The organism is Enterobacter sp. JUb54 (genome assembly GCF_014298075.1).
GTDB classification, from domain to species: Bacteria; Pseudomonadota; Gammaproteobacteria; order Enterobacterales; family Enterobacteriaceae; genus Klebsiella; species Klebsiella lignicola.
The window spans coordinates 3,524,929-3,543,726 of the sequence record NZ_CP060418.1 but is presented as its reverse complement, the minus strand read 5'-3'; the positions used below and the strand labels follow the sequence as shown (position 1 = coordinate 3,543,726).

Annotated in this window: 16 protein-coding genes and 3 tRNA genes; 17 read left to right on the top strand and 2 right to left on the bottom strand. The window is 55.4% G+C overall.

Annotated features, from left to right (window positions below):
• The first annotated feature begins 113 nt into the window (after window positions 1-113).
• Window positions 114-659: an oligoribonuclease gene (gene orn / locus HF679_RS16330; protein WP_123757839.1), complete on the top strand. Its 546-nt coding sequence runs from the start codon at window positions 114-116 to the stop codon at window positions 657-659.
• A 38-nt stretch (window positions 660-697) separates the two neighbouring features.
• Here orn and HF679_RS16325 read toward each other — a convergent pair whose 3' ends face one another.
• Complete coding sequence (locus tag HF679_RS16325) at window positions 698-1,429, bottom strand: arginine ABC transporter substrate-binding protein (protein ID WP_187042227.1); 732 nt, start codon at window positions 1,427-1,429, stop codon at window positions 698-700.
• A 295-nt stretch (window positions 1,430-1,724) separates the two neighbouring features.
• On the opposite strand from HF679_RS16325, the gene HF679_RS16320 reads away from it, so the two are divergent.
• From HF679_RS16320 to HF679_RS16310, 3 genes are all read left to right on the top strand, one after another.
• Window positions 1,725-1,800: transfer RNA gene (locus HF679_RS16320), tRNA-Gly, on the top strand.
• Window positions 1,801-1,824: 24 nt separating this feature from the next.
• Window positions 1,825-1,900 (top strand) — tRNA-Gly (locus HF679_RS16315).
• Window positions 1,901-1,924: 24 nt separating this feature from the next.
• Window positions 1,925-2,000: transfer RNA gene (locus HF679_RS16310), tRNA-Gly, on the top strand.
• A 270-nt stretch (window positions 2,001-2,270) separates the two neighbouring features.
• Here HF679_RS16310 and queG read toward each other — a convergent pair.
• On the bottom strand, window positions 2,271-3,410 hold the full coding sequence (queG, locus tag HF679_RS16305; RefSeq protein WP_123757841.1) for a tRNA epoxyqueuosine(34) reductase QueG: 1,140 nt from the start codon (window positions 3,408-3,410) through the stop codon (window positions 2,271-2,273).
• A gap of 13 nt (window positions 3,411-3,423) precedes the next feature.
• Between queG and nnr the strand changes: the two genes are divergently transcribed.
• The 13 genes from nnr (at window position 3,424) to rnr (ending at window position 18,734) form a co-directional block, all read left to right on the top strand.
• Window positions 3,424-4,935 (top strand): bifunctional ADP-dependent NAD(P)H-hydrate dehydratase/NAD(P)H-hydrate epimerase, encoded by a 1,512-nt coding sequence (nnr, locus tag HF679_RS16300; protein ID WP_187042226.1) that lies wholly within the window; start codon window positions 3,424-3,426, stop codon window positions 4,933-4,935.
• Window positions 4,928-5,386: a tRNA (adenosine(37)-N6)-threonylcarbamoyltransferase complex ATPase subunit type 1 TsaE gene (tsaE, locus tag HF679_RS16295; RefSeq protein WP_123757843.1), complete on the top strand. Its 459-nt coding sequence runs from the start codon at window positions 4,928-4,930 to the stop codon at window positions 5,384-5,386. The genes nnr and tsaE overlap by 8 nt, the downstream gene beginning before the upstream one ends.
• Before the next feature lie 11 nt (window positions 5,387-5,397).
• Window positions 5,398-6,732 carry an N-acetylmuramoyl-L-alanine amidase AmiB gene (gene amiB / locus HF679_RS16290; RefSeq protein WP_154145065.1) on the top strand — a complete coding sequence of 445 codons (1,335 nt, stop codon included), beginning with the start codon at window positions 5,398-5,400 and terminating at the stop codon, window positions 6,730-6,732.
• A gap of 10 nt (window positions 6,733-6,742) precedes the next feature.
• Window positions 6,743-8,611, top strand: a complete 1,869-nt coding sequence (gene mutL, locus HF679_RS16285) for a DNA mismatch repair endonuclease MutL (protein WP_187042225.1) — start codon at window positions 6,743-6,745, stop codon at window positions 8,609-8,611.
• The gene (miaA, locus tag HF679_RS16280; RefSeq protein ID WP_154145063.1) at window positions 8,604-9,554 is read left to right on the top strand and encodes a tRNA (adenosine(37)-N6)-dimethylallyltransferase MiaA; all 951 of its coding nucleotides are present in this window, start codon (window positions 8,604-8,606) and stop codon (window positions 9,552-9,554) included. The genes mutL and miaA overlap by 8 nt, the downstream gene beginning before the upstream one ends.
• Before the next feature lie 92 nt (window positions 9,555-9,646).
• The gene (hfq, locus tag HF679_RS16275) at window positions 9,647-9,955 is read left to right on the top strand and encodes an RNA chaperone Hfq (RefSeq protein ID WP_004857035.1); all 309 of its coding nucleotides are present in this window, start codon (window positions 9,647-9,649) and stop codon (window positions 9,953-9,955) included.
• A 241-nt stretch (window positions 9,956-10,196) separates the two neighbouring features.
• Complete coding sequence (gene hflX / locus HF679_RS16270) at window positions 10,197-11,477, top strand: ribosome rescue GTPase HflX (RefSeq protein WP_123757847.1); 1,281 nt, start codon at window positions 10,197-10,199, stop codon at window positions 11,475-11,477.
• A 65-nt stretch (window positions 11,478-11,542) separates the two neighbouring features.
• A complete protein-coding gene (gene hflK, locus HF679_RS16265; RefSeq protein ID WP_123757848.1) occupies window positions 11,543-12,799 on the top strand; it encodes an FtsH protease activity modulator HflK in 1,257 nt (418 codons plus the stop codon).
• Between the two features lie 2 nt (window positions 12,800-12,801).
• Complete coding sequence (gene hflC, locus HF679_RS16260; RefSeq protein ID WP_123757849.1) at window positions 12,802-13,806, top strand: protease modulator HflC; 1,005 nt, start codon at window positions 12,802-12,804, stop codon at window positions 13,804-13,806.
• A 203-nt stretch (window positions 13,807-14,009) separates the two neighbouring features.
• Complete coding sequence (locus tag HF679_RS16255) at window positions 14,010-14,207, top strand: DUF2065 domain-containing protein (RefSeq protein ID WP_154145062.1); 198 nt, start codon at window positions 14,010-14,012, stop codon at window positions 14,205-14,207.
• Between the two features lie 102 nt (window positions 14,208-14,309).
• Window positions 14,310-15,608 (top strand): adenylosuccinate synthase, encoded by a 1,299-nt coding sequence (locus tag HF679_RS16250; protein ID WP_187042224.1) that lies wholly within the window; start codon window positions 14,310-14,312, stop codon window positions 15,606-15,608.
• 217 nt (window positions 15,609-15,825) lie between these two features.
• The gene (gene nsrR / locus HF679_RS16245; RefSeq protein ID WP_123757981.1) at window positions 15,826-16,251 is read left to right on the top strand and encodes a nitric oxide-sensing transcriptional repressor NsrR; all 426 of its coding nucleotides are present in this window, start codon (window positions 15,826-15,828) and stop codon (window positions 16,249-16,251) included.
• 38 nt (window positions 16,252-16,289) lie between these two features.
• Complete coding sequence (gene rnr, locus HF679_RS16240; RefSeq protein WP_123757852.1) at window positions 16,290-18,734, top strand: ribonuclease R; 2,445 nt, start codon at window positions 16,290-16,292, stop codon at window positions 18,732-18,734.
• Window positions 18,735-18,798 lie beyond the last annotated feature (64 nt).

Genomic DNA, 18,798 nt, shown 5'->3' with positions numbered 1-18,798 from the left:
ACGCGATCTAAGATGAATATCGACCCGTCATCTTGCAAGATGCTGGTGCATTGTTCCGCCTGCATCCTGAAATTTTACGGGCCAGAATGGTAAAATTATGGGTGGAAAATAGCATGAGTGCAGATGAAAACAACCTGATTTGGATTGATCTTGAAATGACAGGGCTGGATCCAGAGCGCGATCGCATTATTGAAATCGCCACCCTGGTGACCGATGCGCACCTTAACATCCTGGCAGAAGGGCCGACGATTGCGGTACACCAGTCCGACGCGCAGCTGGCGCTGATGGATGACTGGAACGTGCGTACCCATACCGGGAGCGGCCTGGTTGAGCGCGTGAAGGCCAGCACTCAGGGTGATCGTGAAGCAGAGCTGGCGACGATCGAATTTCTTAAACAGTGGGTGCCGGCAGGTAAATCACCGATCTGCGGGAACAGCATTGGTCAGGATCGTCGCTTCCTGTTCAAATATATGCCGGAGCTGGAAGCCTATTTCCACTACCGCTACCTTGACGTCAGCACTCTGAAAGAGCTGGCGCGCCGCTGGAAGCCGGAAATCCTCGATGGCTTTAAAAAGCAGGGCACTCATCAGGCGATGGATGATATCCGCGAGTCGGTGGCTGAGCTGGCCTACTATCGCGAACACTTTATTCAACTGTAATCCCAACGCCGGGGTCAGTTGGCCCCGGCGCAGATCCTCTATTTAAACCACTTCTGTTCCATGGCCTGGAAGTCCGGCGAGGCTTTCACCGACTCCAGCGCGGCATTCATCGTATTAAGCAACTCCGGGTCGTCTTTACGCACCGCAATGGCGTATTGCTTACCGTAATAGTTCGGATCGGTGGCTCGTTCATCCATCATCGCGTAGTCAGGATTATCCGACAGCCACTGGTCCAGGGTCGTCTGGTCGCCCATCACACCATCCACGCTTCCTGCTTTCAGGGCTCCGAGGGCGTCGTCGCTATTGGCGTACATCTGCATGTTCACCCCTTTTTGTTTGTCCTGCAGGTAATGCTGATGAATGGTGCCTTTGACGACGCCGAGCGTTTTGCCCTTCAGGTCGGTGAAATGATGGGCGGCACCTTTCGCAGTGACTACCACGCCAGAGAGCGCCTGACGATAGGGCTGAGTGAATGCCACCTGTTTCTCACGCATCGGAATCACCTCGATACCGGCGATGATGGCGTCGAACTTTTTAAAGCGGAGCGCCGGGATCAGTGTATCGAAGTGCTGCGGGGTGAATTTGCACTCGGCCTGCATCTGTTTGCACAGTGCTTTGGCCAGGTCGATATCAAAACCTGAGGGTTGGTTTTTGGCGTTGACGGTTTCAAAGGGCGGATTGGCCGTAGTGGTACCAAAATGCAGCGTCGTCGCGGATGCTGTTCCTGCAGCAAGCGTGGTCAGCAGCAGGACCGAAAGCGCTCTTTTCATGTTAATTCCCTGTTTGTCATTGTGGTTGACCGTCTGCGGGTATCGCGACCCACAAATCTGAGCGATTTTGCGCCCTTAGCGGAGCCGGAAAAAGTTATTTTGCCTTGTTCGGCGCTTATTTGTACAATTTGACGCTGCGGTTGGCGATAAAGTGTCCATTCAGACAAAAAACACAAAAAAGTGTTCGCCGGGGGGTTGCAGCTCCATCGAATTCTCGTATAATGCGCCTCCCGTGACGAAGCAGAAATGCAAATCACGACGCCGTAGAAATATGGCCAGAAATACCCAGAAGTACGCGGGAATAGCTCAGTTGGTAGAGCACGACCTTGCCAAGGTCGGGGTCGCGAGTTCGAGTCTCGTTTCCCGCTCCAAAATTTGAAAAGTACCATACCCAAGCGGGAATAGCTCAGTTGGTAGAGCACGACCTTGCCAAGGTCGGGGTCGCGAGTTCGAGTCTCGTTTCCCGCTCCAAAATTTGAAAGTCACCATACCCAAGCGGGAATAGCTCAGTTGGTAGAGCACGACCTTGCCAAGGTCGGGGTCGCGAGTTCGAGTCTCGTTTCCCGCTCCAAGTTTTCTTCTCATCCTCAGTTTATCCACAGTGCAAATCGCATCTGCGATGCTTTTCCGCATCACATCAAAAATACTGTAAACAGAGTTATCCACAGGTTAGCGTCTGCGCATTTCCAGATGAATAACTTCATTTTGTAAATAATATCAGTCCATCGTATTGAAATTTAATAATAAAAATTCATTTCAAAGTGTTATCGCGATCACTTGACGAACGTCTGTATGTTGAAACGCAATGTGTTTTTGTTTTTATTCACAGCCTGTGAATGAATCAGGCATCCCTTGGCAGTCCTTTTTCAATCACCCGAACCAGCCGCTGTTTTTTCGGCAACTGCACTTCAATGACGTCAGTATTTCGCTTCTCGATTTGCTGGGCGACCGCCCACTCAATGTGTTCATCGAGTAGTGGGTGCTCACCTCGGCGACTCTCCAGCGCGCTGAGATGCGCGTCATCCCAGGCGGCATTGCCCAGCGCAACGGCAATATTACGCAGCCAGCGCAGATGACCAATGCGGCGGATCGCGGACCCTTCGGTAACTTTCAGAAAATGCGCTTCGCTCCAGGCAAACAGCTCCACCAGCGGCGGGGCGTGCAGCGCTTTACGCGGGCTGAAGTCCTCTTCATCGGTTAGCTGCGAGAAGCGGTTCCACGGACAGATGAGCTGGCAGTCGTCGCAGCCATAGATACGGTTGCCAATGAGCGGACGAAACTCTTCTGGTATTGCCCCTTCCAGTTCGATGGTCAGATAGGAGATACAGCGGCGGGCATCGACGGTATACGGTTCAACGATCGCCCCGGTCGGGCAGATCGTCATGCAGGCCACGCAGCGCCCGCACGCTTCCTCTACCGGGCTATCTATGGGAAGAGGGATATCGACCAGCAGTTCGCCGAGGAAAAAGAACGACCCGGCATCGCGATTAAGAATAAGCGAATGCTTACCAGTCCAGCCCAGACCGGCTTTTTCCGCTAACGGGCGCTCCAGAATGGGCGCAGAATCGACAAACGGTCTAAAATTGAGCGAAGTACACTGTTCCTGAATCATCTCACCGAGTTTTTTCAGGCGGTTACGTAGCAGCTTATGATAATCACGCCCAAGGGCATAACGGCTGACGTAACCCAGCGAGGGATCTTTCAGGGTGCGGGCGAAAGCGGCGTTGGCGGGGAGATAGTTCATCCGCACGCTAATCACGCGTAACGTACCGGGCTGAAGCTCATGGGGACGGGCGCGCATCATACCGTGACGCGCCATCCATTCCATCTCGCCGTGGTATTGTTTGTCCAGCCATGCCTGCAGTTTAGGTTCGCTGGCGCTGAGATCGGTGTCGGTAATGCCGACCTGCTGGAACCCTAGTTCAGTGCCCCATTGCTTGATTTGCTGCGCTAACGTATTGAGATCGAGGGGCTGAGACATGATGGACCATACAATGACAAAAAACCCTGTCAGTATACCACACTTCATTTGGCCTGCAGATGCGCTGCGACGCGCCGAAAAAGCGGCGGCGGACAGCCTCGGCCTGACGCTGTTTGAGCTGATGCAGCGCGCCGGCGAGGCAGCTTATCAACATGCCCGGGCCGACTATCCTGCCAGCCAGCACTGGCTGATTCTCTGCGGCCACGGCAATAACGGCGGCGACGGCTATGTGGTGGCGCGTCTGGCGCAGGCCGACGGTATTCGCGTGACGCTGCTGGCAGTCGAGAGTGATAAGCCGCTGCCGGAAGAGGCCGCCGCCGCCCGTGAAGCCTGGCTGGATGCCGGCGGGACTATTCATGCGGCGGAAATCCCCTGGCCGCAGGATATCGATCTGATTATCGACGGGCTTCTTGGTACCGGGTTACAGAGTGCGCCGCGGGAAAATGTCGCCACGCTGATCCAGCGTGCGAATGCCCATCCGGCCCCGGTGGTGGCGCTGGATATTCCTTCCGGACTCAATGCGCAAACGGGGGCGACCCCTGGGGCGGCGATCGACGCTGCCTGTACGGTCACGTTTATTGGCCTCAAACCAGGGCTACTGACAGGGAAAGCCCGGGATGTGGTTGGTCGGCTTTATTACCATGCCCTCGGGCTGGAAAGCTGGCTGGCGGGCCAGACGGTGCCGCTACGGCGTTTCGACGCCTCGCAACTGGCCGACTGGCTCCCGCCAAGACGCCCGACATCGCACAAAGGCGATCACGGTAAGCTGGTGATTATCGGTGGTGATTGCGGCACCGGAGGCGCAATTCGCATGGCCGGTGAAGCGGCGTTGCGGGCCGGGGCCGGTCTGGTGCGAGTGCTTACTCACAAAGACAATATTTTTCCCATTATTGCGGCCCGGCCTGAGCTGATGGTCCACGAACTGACAACCCAGATCCTCGATGAGAGTCTGCAATGGGCCGATGTGGTGGCGATTGGCCCCGGGCTCGGGCAGCGCGAATGGGGCGCTCAGGCGCTGCGTCAGGTGGCGCACTTTCCTAAACCAATGGTCTGGGATGCGGATGCGTTGAACCTGCTGGCAATCACTCCCGATAAACGTCACAATCGTGTGCTGACGCCGCACCCCGGTGAAGCCGCCCGTCTGTTGAACTGCAGCGTGGCAGAAATTGAAAGCGATCGCTTACTTTCTGCGCAACGTCTGGTAAAACAGTACGGGGGCGTGGTCGTGCTGAAAGGCGCGGGTACGGTGGTGGCCAGCGAAGCAGGTGAGATGGGTATTATCGATGCTGGCAACGCGGGCATGGCCAGCGGCGGCATGGGCGATGTGCTGACCGGCATTATCGCCGCGCTATCAGGACAACGACTGACGCCGTATGATGCTGCCTGCGCCGGATGTGTTGCGCATGGCGAAGCCGCTGACCGGCTGGCTGCCCGTGATGGCAGCCGTGGGATGCTGGCGACCGATCTTTTTTCCACGCTCAGGCGTGTTGTTAACCCGGATGTGATTGACCTAGACCATGATTAACCGAGTGATTCCTTTACCCGACGAGCAGGCAACTTTAGACCTTGGTGACCGCCTTGCGCAGGCCTGTTCCGGCGCCACGGTCATCTATCTGTATGGCGATTTAGGCGCGGGTAAAACGACCTTTAGTCGCGGTTTTCTCCACGCCCTCGGCCATCGCGGCAATGTCAAAAGCCCGACGTATACGCTAGTAGAGCCTTACACCCTCGAAAATCTGATGGTGTACCACTTTGATCTCTATCGTCTGGCGGATCCTGAAGAGCTCGAATTTATGGGGATCCGTGATTATTTTGCAAACGATGCCATCTGCCTGGTGGAATGGCCTCAACAAGGTGCGGGTGTACTGCCTGAGCCGGATGTCGAAATCCATCTTGAGTATCAGGCACAAGGGCGTGAGGCGCGCGTGACGGCGGTCTCCTCATTAGGTGAGTCTGTATTGACGCGTTTAGCCTGAGGGATAACGGGATGATCCATCGTATAACCAGTTGGCTGGCCGCTGCGCTGATGCTGTTAAGCATTCAGGCGACTGCGGCAAGTCTGTCCGATATCCAGGTCTCCAATGGCGATCAACAGGCCCGTATCACCATCAGCTTTATTGGCGATCCTGAATACTCGTTTAGCGCGCAGGGGAAACGTACCGTGGCGCTGGATATTAAGCAGAGCGGCGCGCTTCAGGGGCTGCCGTTGCTGTTTAGCGGCAACAATCTGGTGAAGAGCATTCGTGCGGGGACGGCGGCGGATACACAGACGCTGCGCCTGCTGGTCGATCTGACCGAAAATGGCAAAACACGTGCCGTGAAACAGCAAAATGGCTCGAACTATACCGTCGTCTTTACTATTAATGCCGATGCGCCGCCGCCACCTCCATCGCCACCACCGGTGGTCGCTAAGCGGGTGGAAGCACCGATAGTGCCTGTACGTCCGACAGCGCCGGCACGTAACCCATTCAGCGCATCTGGGAGTGAACGACCCACCGCGATGACCAACAACCAGAGCACGACGCGCCCGGTGACACGCGCGGTGGCCACGGATGAAAAAGTCATTATTGCGATCGATGCCGGTCACGGTGGCCAGGATCCTGGCGCTATCGGACCGAATGGTACCAAAGAGAAAAATGTCACCATCGCGATTGCCCGCAAGCTGCGCACGCTGCTCAATGCCGACCCGTTGTTTAAGCCGGTGCTGACTCGCGATGGCGACTATTTTATTTCGGTAATGGGCCGCTCAGACGTGGCGCGTAAGCAGAATGCGAACTTCCTGGTGTCGATTCACGCCGATGCGGCGCCGAACCGCGATGCTACCGGTGCATCGGTGTGGGTGCTGTCCAACCGCCGTGCAAACAGCGAAATGGCGGGCTGGCTTGAACAGCACGAGAAGCAGTCTGAACTACTCGGTGGAGCGGGGGATGTGCTGGCAAACAGCCAGTCAGACCCTTATCTCAGCCAGGCGGTACTGGATTTACAGTTCGGCCATTCTCAGCGCGTCGGGTATGATGTCGCGACAAACGTATTAAGCCAGCTGCAGCGGGTGGGCGATCTGCACAAACGTCGCCCTGAACACGCTAGCCTGGGCGTTCTGCGCTCGCCGGATATCCCGTCGATCCTCGTGGAAACCGGCTTTATCAGTAACAACGGGGAAGAGCGCCTGTTGGGCAGCGATAATTATCAGCAGCAGATTGCCGAAGCCATTTATAACGGCCTGCGTAACTACTTTATGCAGCACCCGCTACAATCGGCCCCCCACGGTGAGCCAGCGCAAACCGCCAGCGCCACGTCGCCTGGCAGGACGTTGATCAATTAAGGAGTCAGTCATGCCGATTCAGGTTCTACCGCCGCAGCTCGCCAACCAGATTGCCGCAGGTGAGGTGGTGGAACGTCCGGCGTCGGTGGTGAAGGAGCTGGTAGAAAACAGTCTCGATGCTGGCGCCACGCGGATTGATATTGATATCGAACGCGGCGGCGCAAAACTTATCCGCATTCGTGATAACGGCTGCGGTATCAAAAAGGATGAGCTGGCGTTGGCGCTGGCTCGTCACGCCACCAGTAAAATCACTACTCTCGACGATCTGGAAGCCATTATCAGCCTCGGTTTTCGCGGCGAAGCGCTGGCCAGTATCAGCTCGGTTGCCCGGCTGACGCTCACCTCTCGCACCGCGGAGCAGCAGGAAGCGTGGCAGGCATATGCCGAAGGTCGCGATCAGGAGGTGACGGTCAAACCGGCGGCACACCCGGTTGGCACCACTCTCGAAGTGCTGGATCTGTTCTATAACACCCCGGCGCGACGCAAGTTTATGCGTACCGAAAAGACCGAATTTGGCCATATCGATGAGATCGTCAGACGCATCGCACTGGCGCGCTTCGACGTCACGATTAATCTCAGCCACAACGGCAAAGCGGTGCGTCAGTATCGTGCTGTGCCAGAAGGTGGGCAACGCGAGCGGCGGCTAGGTGCGATCTGCGGTATGCCGTTTCTGGAACATGCCCTGGCGATTGAGTGGCAGCATGGCGACCTGACGCTGCGCGGCTGGGTGGCGGATCCGCTGCATACCAACCCGGCACTGGCGGAAATTCAGTACTGCTATGTGAATGGCCGCATGATGCGCGATCGGTTAATTAATCACGCGATTCGTCAGGCCTGCGAAGATAAGCTCGGGGCGGATCAGCAACCGGCGTTTGTCCTCTATCTTGAGATCGATCCGCACCAGGTGGATGTAAACGTCCATCCGGCGAAGCATGAAGTCCGTTTCCATCAGTCGCGCCTGGTGCATGATTTTATCTACCAGGGCGTATTGAGCGTGCTCCAGCAGCAGCTTCAGGCGCCGCTGGTGGAGGACGATGACGAGATGGCGCCGTCGCGGCCGCAGATTCCGGAAAACCGGGTGGCAGCGGGAGGTAACCATTTCGCGCAACCCGCGCTGGCGCGTGAGCCTGCCGCGCCTCGTTATTCCAGCGATACGCCACGCACTCCCACCAATCCTGCAGCCGCAGGGGCGGCCAGCTGGCCGCATGCGCAGCCGGGCTACCAGAAACAGCAGGGCGCGCTCTATCGCCAACTGTTGGATACTCCCGCGGCAGAGCGTAAAAACGTTGTGCCGACGCCGGCGGCGGAAGGGTTATCCGGCCATAGCCAGAGCTTTGGCCGCGTGCTGACTATTGTCGGCGGCGATTGCGCGCTGCTGGAGCGCGACGGCAAGCTGGCGCTGCTGTCGTTGCCGGTCGCGGAGCGCTGGTTACGGCAGGCACAGTTGACGCCGCAGGTCGAGCCGGTTTGCGCGCAGCCTCTGTTGATCCCGCTGCGTCTGAAGGCTTCCGCGGCGGAAAAAGAGGCGCTGGGTAAAGCCCAATCGGCCCTGGCAGTGCTGGGTATCGATGTGCAACCGGACGCGCAACATTTAACGGTGCGCGCCGTGCCTTTACCCTTAAGACAACAAAATTTACAAATCTTGATTCCTGAACTGATAGGCTACCTGGCGCAGCAAAAGGCATTCGACGTCGGCAACATCGCGCAGTGGATTGCGCGTAATCTGGCAAGCGAGCATGCGCAGTGGAATATGGCGCAGGCGATTACCGTTCTGGCAGACGTTGAACGTTTGTGCCCGCAACTGGTAAAAGCGCCGCCGGGTGGTCTGTTACAACCTGTTGATTTACATTCGGCGATGAATGCCCTGAAAGATGAGTGATGTCACTACGGCGAGCCTGCCTAAGGCAATATTTTTAATGGGCCCAACGGCCTCCGGTAAAACCGCATTAGCGATTGCGTTGCGTAAAATTTTACCGATAGAGTTGATTAGTGTTGATTCCGCCCTTATCTATCGAGGAATGGATATCGGCACTGCCAAGCCGGATGCCGCGGAGCAGAGTGCCGCGCCGCATCGGTTGCTGGATATTCGCGATCCAGCAGAGGCTTATTCCGCGGCTGATTTTCGCCGCGATGCGCTGGCAGAAATGGCGGATATCGTCGCTGCCGGGCGCATTCCGCTACTGGTTGGCGGAACCATGTTGTATTTCAAAGCGTTGTTGGAAGGCTTATCGCCGCTACCGTCGGCGGACCCTCAGGTCAGGGCCAACATTGAGCAGCAGGCAGCAGAGCAGGGGTGGCACGCATTGCACCGGCAGCTACAGGAGATCGATCCCGTTGCCGCCGCGCGTATTCATCCAAATGATCCGCAAAGACTTTCCCGAGCACTGGAAGTTTTTTTCATTTCGGGTAAAACTTTAACGGAACTGACGCAAACGTCAGGAGACGCTCTGCCTTACCAGGTGCATCAGTTCGCCATCGCCCCGGCGAGCCGTGAACTGCTCCATCAGCGCATTGAACAGCGTTTTCATCAGATGTTGGCTTCGGGTTTTGAAGCAGAAGTACGGGCGCTTTTTGCCCGCGGAGATTTGCATACGGACATGCCTTCCATTCGTTGTGTTGGATACCGCCAGATGTGGTCATACCTTGAAGGCGAGATCTCGTATGATGAAATGGTTTATCGAGGTGTTTGCGCGACGAGACAGTTAGCTAAACGTCAGATCACCTGGTTGCGTGGCTGGGAAGATATTCACTGGTTAGATAGTGAACACCCTGAACAGGCGCTCAACAAAGTATTACAGGTAGTTGGTGCGAGCCAGGACTGAACGTGTACAATTAAACGGTATCGTGCGTAATTTTTTTTAAGAATCGTAAGGTTCTGAGTACAAAACAAGCATACATATAAGGAAAAGAGAGAATGGCTAAGGGGCAATCTTTACAAGATCCGTTCCTGAACGCTTTGCGTCGGGAACGTGTTCCGGTTTCTATTTATTTGGTGAATGGTATTAAGCTGCAAGGGCAAATTGAGTCTTTCGATCAGTTCGTGATCCTGTTGAAAAACACGGTCAGCCAGATGGTCTACAAGCACGCAATTTCTACTGTTGTCCCGTCTCGCCCGGTGTCTCACCACAGCAATAATGCTGGCGGCGGTACAAGCAACTATCACCATGGTGGTAGCGCGCAGGGTTCTTCTGCGCCGCAGCAAGACAGCGAAGATACCGAGTAAGGTTTCGCTGTTTTTCCATGCCGGGGAGCCAGGTTTTACCGATGCATTTCAGGTTTCAGGTAAGCGGCATGTCGTGACTCCCCAGTCATTTACGTCAGTGAATGACTGGGTACAACACATTTGTCAGACGCATATTGAAAGCGGTGTTTGGTGACCCGTATGGGTCAGAGCACCAACGCATGCGACCTGAAAGACGACGGGTAACTGGGTTCTCCGCTGGTATTTGATAAGGGGTTTATGCTTGTTTGACCGTTATGATGCCGGTGAGCAGGCGGTGCTGGTACACATCTATTTTTCGCAAGACAAAGATATGGAAGACCTTCAGGAGTTTGAATCCCTGGTCTCCTCTGCCGGTGTCGAAGCAATGCAGGTGATTACCGGTAGCCGTAAAGCACCGCACCCAAAATATTTTGTTGGTGAAGGTAAGGCTGTCGAAATTGCGGAAGCCGTAAAAGCGACCGGCGCGTCAGTCGTGCTGTTCGATCATGCTCTGAGCCCGGCTCAGGAACGAAACCTGGAACGTTTATGCGAATGCCGGGTTATCGATCGCACAGGTCTTATTTTAGATATTTTTGCCCAGCGCGCACGTACCCATGAAGGGAAACTGCAGGTTGAGCTGGCACAGCTACGCCATATGGCCACGCGCCTGGTTCGTGGCTGGACCCACCTTGAAAGACAAAAAGGCGGGATTGGTTTGCGCGGCCCGGGTGAAACCCAGCTCGAAACTGACCGTCGACTGCTGCGTAACCGGATCATGCAGATCCTGGGGCGGCTGGAAAAGGTGTCAAAACAGCGTGAACAAGGACGGCGGTCTCGAGCCAAAGCCGATATTCCAACCGTCTCGCTGGTGGGTTACACCAACGCCGGAAAATCAACGCTGTTCAATCAGATAACCGAAGCCGAGGTTTATGCTGCGAACCAGCTGTTCGCAACGCTGGATCCAACGCTTCGTCGCATTGATGTCGCCGATGTTGGCGAGACCGTGCTGGCGGATACCGTCGGCTTTATTCGCCATCTGCCGCACGATCTGGTTGCCGCGTTTAAAGCCACCCTGCAGGAGACGCGTCAGGCGACCCTGCTGCTGCATGTGATTGATGCAGCCGATGTCCGCGTGCAGGAAAACATTGATGCAGTTAATACGGTACTCGCTGAAATCGAGGCCGATGAAATTCCGATGCTGCTGGTAATGAACAAAATCGACATGCTGGATGATTTTGAACCGCGTATCGATCGGGATGAAGAGAATAAACCGATTCGGGTCTGGCTCTCCGCCCAGACCGGAGTTGGCGTACCACTGCTTTTTCAGGCTTTGACGGAACGACTTTCCGGTGAAGTGGCACAGCACACGCTGCGTCTACCGCCACAGGAAGGGCGACTGAGAAGTCGGTTCTATCAGCTTCAGGCGATAGAAAAAGAGTGGATGGAGGATGACGGCAGCGTGAGTCTGCAGGTGCGCATGCCGATCGTTGACTGGCGTCGCCTCTGTAAACAAGAGCCAGCGCTGGTTGATTACGTGATTTGACCTTGCAGCTTGCCTGAAGATATTAACCCCTGTGGGGATATCAAAAACAAATATGGAGCATATACATGGCGTGGAATCAGCCCGGTAATAACGGACAGGACCGCGACCCGTGGGGGAGCAGCAATAACCAAGGCGGCAACTCCGGGGGAAATGGCAATAAAGGTGGTCGCGAGCAGGGGCCGCCCGATCTGGATGATATCTTCCGCAAGTTAAGTAAAAAACTTGGCGGTCTCGGTGGCGGTAAAGGTGGCCAGGGGGGCGGTAGCAGCTCTCAAGGACCACGCGGCCCGATGGGCGGACGCATTGTCGGCATCGTTGCCGCCGCTGCGGTAATTATCTGGGCAGCCAGCGGTTTCTATACCATCAAGGAAGCGGAACGTGGTGTGGTAACACGCTTTGGTAAATTCAGTCATCTGGTTGAGCCTGGTCTTAACTGGAAGCCGACCTTTATCGATAACGTGCAGGCCGTTAACGTTGAATCAGTACGTGAACTGGCGGCTTCTGGCGTCATGCTGACGTCCGATGAAAACGTCGTACGCGTTGAGATGAACGTGCAGTATCGCGTGACCGATCCTGAGCGCTACCTGTTTAGCGTAGCCAGCGCAGACGACAGCCTGCGTCAGGCGACCGACAGCGCCCTGCGTGGCGTTATTGGTAAGTACACGATGGACCGCATTCTGACCGAAGGTCGTACCGTTATTCGTAGCGATACCCAGCGTGAGCTGGAAGAGACGATTCGTCCGTACAACATGGGTATCACTCTGCTGGACGTCAACTTCCAGACGGCTCGTCCGCCGGAAGAGGTGAAAGCCGCATTTGATGATGCGATTGCCGCTCGTGAGAACGAACAGCAGTACATCCGTGAAGCTGAAGCGTATACCAACGAAGTGCAGCCGCGAGCCAATGGTCAGGCGCAGCGTATCCTTGAAGAGGCGCGTGCGTACAAGACTCAGACCGTACTCGAAGCGCAGGGTGAAGTTGCTCGCTTTGCGAAAATCCTGCCAGAGTATAAAGCTGCGCCGGAAATTACCCGTGAACGTCTGTATATCGAAAGCATGGAAAAAGTGCTGAGCCACACCCGCAAAGTGCTGGTTAACGATAAAGGCGGCAATCTGATGGTTCTGCCTCTGGACCAGATGCTGAAAGGCGCTGGCACCCCAGCGGCAAAGAACAGTAGCAGTGGTGCCAGCGATCTGCTGCGCCTGCCGCCTGCGTCAAGCTCAAGCAGCGCCAGCACGACGTCGACCACTACGGACGGCAATATCATGGACCAACGCCGCGCTAACGCGCAGCGTAACGACTACCAGCGTCAGGGGGAATAACGATGCGTAAACCTGTTATTGCGATAGTGGTTATCGTGCTGGTAGTGCTTTACATGTCTGTCTTTGTTGTCAAAGAAGGCGAGCGTGGTATTACGCTGCGCTTTGGTAAAGTCCTGCGCGATAGCGAAAATAAACCGCTGGTCTATGCGCCGGGTCTGCACTTCAAGATCCCGTTCATTGAATCAGTGAAAACGCTGGATGCGCGTATTCAGACCATGGACAACCAGGCCGATCGCTTTGTGACTAAAGAGAAGAAAGACCTGATCGTTGACTCCTACATTAAATGGCGTATCAGCGACTTCAGCCGCTACTACCTGGCAACCGGCGGCGGCGACGTCTCCCAGGCCGAGGTACTGCTGAAGCGTAAGTTCTCTGACCGTCTGCGTTCTGAAATTGGTCGCCTGGACGTGAAAGATATCGTGACCGACTCCCGTGGTCGTCTGACCCTGGAAGTACGCGATGCCCTGAACTCCGGTTCTGCAGGGACTGAAGATGAAGTCAGCACCCCGGCTGCCGACGATGCTATCGCCAAAGCGGCGGAGCGCGTGGCGACAGAAACCAACGGTAAAGTCCCGGTGATTAACCCGAACAGTATGGCGGCACTGGGTATTGAAGTCGTTGACGTGCGTATCAAGCAGATCAACCTGCCGGCGGAAGTGTCTGAAGCGATTTACAACCGTATGCGCGCCGAGCGTGAAGCGGTTGCTCGTCGTCACCGTTCACAAGGCCAGGAAGAGGCTGAGAAGCTGCGTGCTACCGCGGACTATGAAGTCACCAAGACACTGGCTGAAGCGGAGCGTCAGGGCCGTATCATGCGTGGTGAAGGTGATGCAGATGCCGCTAAGCTGTTTGCTGATGCATTCAGCCAGGATCCAGGCTTCTATGCCTTTATCCGTAGCCTGCGTGCCTATGAGAACAGCTTCCAGAGCAATCAGGATGTGATGGTGCTCAGCCCGGACAGCGATTTCTTCCGTTATATGAAATCACCTGCGGCGACTACTCGCTGATTTGTGGATGATATGATGAAAAGGCGCCTTTACAGGCGCCTTTTTTTATAGGCAAATCTAATAAACAGCCGCAGCACAATCGGTTATGGTCTTTTGTGCGCGAAAGCAGTACATAATCAAGGCGAAATGCCGGACAATGCGGCAAAAGTCCAATTTACACGTTGCTCTGCCGCAGCGGTCAGCTTTCTCTCTAAGGGTCAATAATGAATTCAACAATCTGGCTGGCACTGGCGCTGGTTTTAGTTCTGGAAGGGCTCGGGCCACTGCTTTATCCACGTGCCTGGCGGCGAATGATTGCGACAATGACCCAGCTTCCGGATAATTTATTACGCCGTTTTGGCGGTGGTCTTGTGGTCGCTGGGTTCGTTATCTACTACATGTTGACGAAATCGTTAAACTGATCAAAAAGTGGTCAGACTTGCCTGATATTGGCTGCAAAAAGTGCTGTAACTCTGAAAAAGCGATGGTAGAATCCATTTTTAAGCAAACGGTGATTTTGAAAAATGGGTAACAACGTCGTCGTACTGGGCACCCAATGGGGTGACGAAGGTAAAGGGAAGATCGTCGATCTCCTGACTGAACGGGCTAAATATGTTGTGCGCTACCAGGGTGGTCACAACGCTGGCCATACTCTCGTAATCAACGGTGAAAAAACCGTCCTCCATCTTATTCCATCAGGTATTCTCCGCGAAAACGTTACCAGCATTATCGGTAATGGCGTTGTGCTGTCTCCAGCTGCGCTGATGAAAGAGATGAAAGGTCTGGAAGACCGTGGTATCCCTGTTCGTGAGCGTCTGCTGCTGTCTGAAGCCTGCCCGCTTATCCTCGATTATCACGTAGCACTTGATGTGGCTCGTGAGAAAGCACGTGGCGCGAAAGCTATCGGTACTACCGGTCGCGGTATCGGCCCTGCGTACGAAGATAAAGTCGCACGTCGCGGTCTGCGCGTGGGCGATCTGTTTGATAAAGCCACCTTTGCTGACAAGCTGAAAGAAGTGATGGAATATCACAACTTCCAGCTGGTGAATTTCTACAAAGCAGAAGCGGTTGACTATCAGAAAGTGCTGGATGATGTGATGGCGATTGCCGACATCCTGACGGCGATGGTTGTTGATGTGTCCGATCTGCTGGACCAGGCGCGCAAGCGTGGCGACTTCGTGATGTTCGAAGGCGCGCAGGGTACTCTGCTGGATATCGACCACGGTACCTATCCGTACGTGACCTCGTCCAACACCACTGCTGGTGGCGTGGCGACAGGTTCCGGTCTGGGTCCGCGTTATGTCGATTACGTTCTGGGGATCATCAAAGCCTACTCCACTCGCGTTGGTGCAGGTCCGTTCCCGACAGAGCTGTTCGATGAAACCGGCGAGTTCCTGTGCAAGCAGGGTAACGAGTTCGGCGCCACCACTGGCCGTCGTCGTCGTACCGGCTGGCTGGATATCGTGGCGATCCGTCGCGCGGTGCAGATCAACTCCCTGTCTGGCTTCTGCCTGACCAAGCTGGACGTGCTGGACGGCCTGAAAGAAGTGAAAATCTGCGTCGGTTACCGTATGCCAGATGGCCGCGAAGTGACTACCACGCCGCTGGCTGCTGATAACTGGGAAGGCATTGAGCCGATCTATGAAATTATGCCGGGCTGGTCTGAAACCACCTTCGGTGTGAAAACACGTAGCGGCCTGCCGCAGACAGCGCTGAACTATATCGCTCGCATTGAAGAGCTGACCGGTGTACCGGTTGATATCATCTCTACCGGTCCTGACCGTTCTGAGACGATGATTCTGCGCGACCCGTTCGACGCATAATCAATAACCTGGGGCGCCGTTCAGGCGCCCTTGTTTTTGCTGTTCACCCGCCCCATTTCAAATAAATTAGCGGCCTGAGCGCTGGCTGGTTTATCATCAATACAGTATCAATATCGTTTTTACCCGAGGATCAATGCTCTAAAGCATTCAGGATGCGCCCGTTCGCGCAGCAACTGAAGCCAGAGTGCTGACCGTTCCCCCTTACCCTGAGGTTGATGTGCAGTTAACGAGTTTTACGGATTACGGATTACGTGCGCTGATCTACATGGCGTCGTTGCCGGATGGAAGAATGACGAGTATCTCCGAAGTGACGGAGGTTTACGGCGTTTCCCGTAATCATATGGTTAAAATAATCAATCAGTTAAGCCGTGCTGGTTACGTTATGGCCGTGCGGGGGAAAAACGGGGGGATTCGCCTGGGTAAACCAGCGCAAGCTATTCGTGTTGGTGATGTTGTCCGCGATCTGGAGCCGTTATCGCTGGTCAATTGCAGCAGCGAATTTTGCCACATTACTCCCGCCTGCCGCCTGAAAAAGGCGCTTGCTGAAGCTGCGCAAAGTTTTCTTAAGGAACTAGATAACTACACGCTGGCTGATTTGGTTGAAGAAAATCAACCGCTTTATAAATTATTACTGGTGGAGTGACGTAAACTCACATCAGAGATGACAACGGAGGAACCGACATGTCACAAGATCCTTTCCAGGACCGCGAAGCTGAAAAGTATGCGAATCCAATCCCAAGCCGGGAATTTATCCTCGATCATTTAACAAAACGTGAAAAACCGGCCAGCCGCGAAGAGCTGGCGATAGAACTGAATATCGAAGGAGAAGAGCAGCTCGAAGGGCTGCGTCGTCGTTTGCGCGCGATGGAGCGTGACGGACAACTGGTCTTTACCCGTCGCCAGTGCTACGCGCTGCCGGAACGTCTGGACCTGCTTAAAGGCACCGTTATCGGCCACCGCGATGGCTACGGCTTCCTGCGCGTCGAAGGACGCAAAGACGACCTTTATCTCTCTTCCGAGCAGATGAAAATGTGTATTCATGGCGATCAGATCCTGGCGCAGCCGCTGGGTGCCGATCGTAAAGGCCGTCGCGAAGCGCGCGTGGTGCGTATTCTGGTGCCGAAAACCAGCCAGATTGTCGGCCGCTACTTCACTGACGCCGGCGTCGGTTTCGTCGTGCCCGACGACAGCCGTCTGAGCTTTGATATCTTAATTCCGCCGGAAGAAGTCATGGGCGCGCGGATGGGCTTTGTGGTGGTGGTTGAACTGACCCAACGCCCGACCCGTCGAACCAAAGCCATCGGCAAAATCGTTGAAGTGCTGGGCGACAACATGGGCACCGGCATGGCGGTCGATATGGCGCTGCGCACCCACGAAATCCCTTATACCTGGCCACCGGCGGTGGAAAAACAGGTCTCGGTGCTGAAAGAACAGGTACCGGAAGAGGCCAAAGTGGGCCGCGTAGACTTACGTGACCTGCCGCTGGTCACGATCGATGGCGAAGATGCCCGCGATTTCGATGATGCGGTCTACTGTGAGAAAAAACGCGGTGGCGGCTGGCGCCTGTGGGTTGCGATTGCTGATGTCAGCTACTATGTCCGCCCCGGCACGCCGCTGGATGCGGAAGCGCGTAGCCGCGGAACGTCGGTCTACTTCCCGTCTCAGGTTGTCCCGATGCTGCCGGAAGTGCTTTCCAACGGCCTGTGCTCCCTGAACCCGCAGGTCGATCGCCTGTGCATGGTGTGTGAGATGACCATCTCCTCCAAAGGGCGCCTGACCGGATATAAATTCTATGAAGCGGTGATGAGTTCACACGCGCGCCTGACCTATACCAAAGTGTGGCATATGCTGCAGGGCGATCAGGAACTGCGTGAGCACTATGCGCCGCTGGTGAAGCATATTGAAGAACTTCACACTCTCTATAAAGTGCTGGATAGCGCCCGTGAAGAACGCGGTGGGATCTCATTTGAGAGTGAAGAAGCGAAGTTCATCTTCAACGCTGAACGTCGTATCGAACGCATTGAGCAGACGCAGCGTAACGATGCGCACAAGCTGATTGAAGAGTGCATGATTCTGGCGAACATCTCCGCCGCGCGTTTCGTTGAGAAGGCGCTGGAGCCCGCGCTGTTCCGTATTCACGATAAGCCGAGCACCGAAGCGATCACCGCGTTCCGCTCCGTGCTGGCGGAACTGGGTCTGGAGCTACCTGGCGGGAATAAGCCAGAGCCGCGAGACTATGCTGAACTGCTGATTTCGATTGCTGACCGTCCGGATCATGAAATGCTGCAGACGATGCTGCTGCGCTCCATGAAGCAGGCGGTGTACGATCCGGAAAACCGTGGTCACTTTGGCCTGGCGCTGCAGTCCTATGCCCACTTCACTTCACCGATTCGTCGTTACCCGGATCTGTCGCTGCACCGGGCGATCAAGTATCTGCTGGCGAAAGAGCAGGGTCATAAGGGCAACAGCACCGAAACCGGCGGCTGGCACTACAGCATGGACGAAATGCTGCAGCTGGGCGCGCACTGCTCGATGACCGAGCGCCGTGCCGATGAGGCCACCCGTGAAGTGTCTGACTGGCTGAAATGTGATTTCATGCTGGATCAGGTGGGCAACGTCTTCAAAGGCGTGATTGCCAGCGTCACCGGCTTTGGTTTCTTCGTGCGTCTTGATGAACTGTTTATCGATGGCCTGGTTCATGTTTCTTCCCTCGATAATGACTACTATCGTTTCGATCAGGTCGGGCAACGCTTGATCGGCGAATCCGGTGGCCAGACTTACCGTCTGGGCGACCGCGTGGAAGTCCGGGTGGAAGCGGTCAATATGGACGAGCGTAAGATCGACTTCTCGCTGATCTCCAGCGAACGCGGTCCGCGCAACGTCGGTAAGACCGCGCGGGAGAAAACCAAAAAGGCGAACACCGCAGGTAAACCTTCTGGCCGTCGTCGCCAGGCGGGCAAGCAGGTGAACTTCGAGCCAGACAGCGCTTTCCGTGGTGATAAGGGTAAACCGAAGCCGGCGAAAGCGAAGAAAGACAAGAGCGCTAAAAAACCGTCAGCCAAGACGCAGAAAATCGCGGCGGCGACCAAGGCGAAGCGCGCGGCGAAGAAAAAAGTCGCTGAATAAGCATCGATCAATGTTGCAGACCGGGGCGCCCGGTCTGCAAGGCCGAAACGGCAATACCAACACG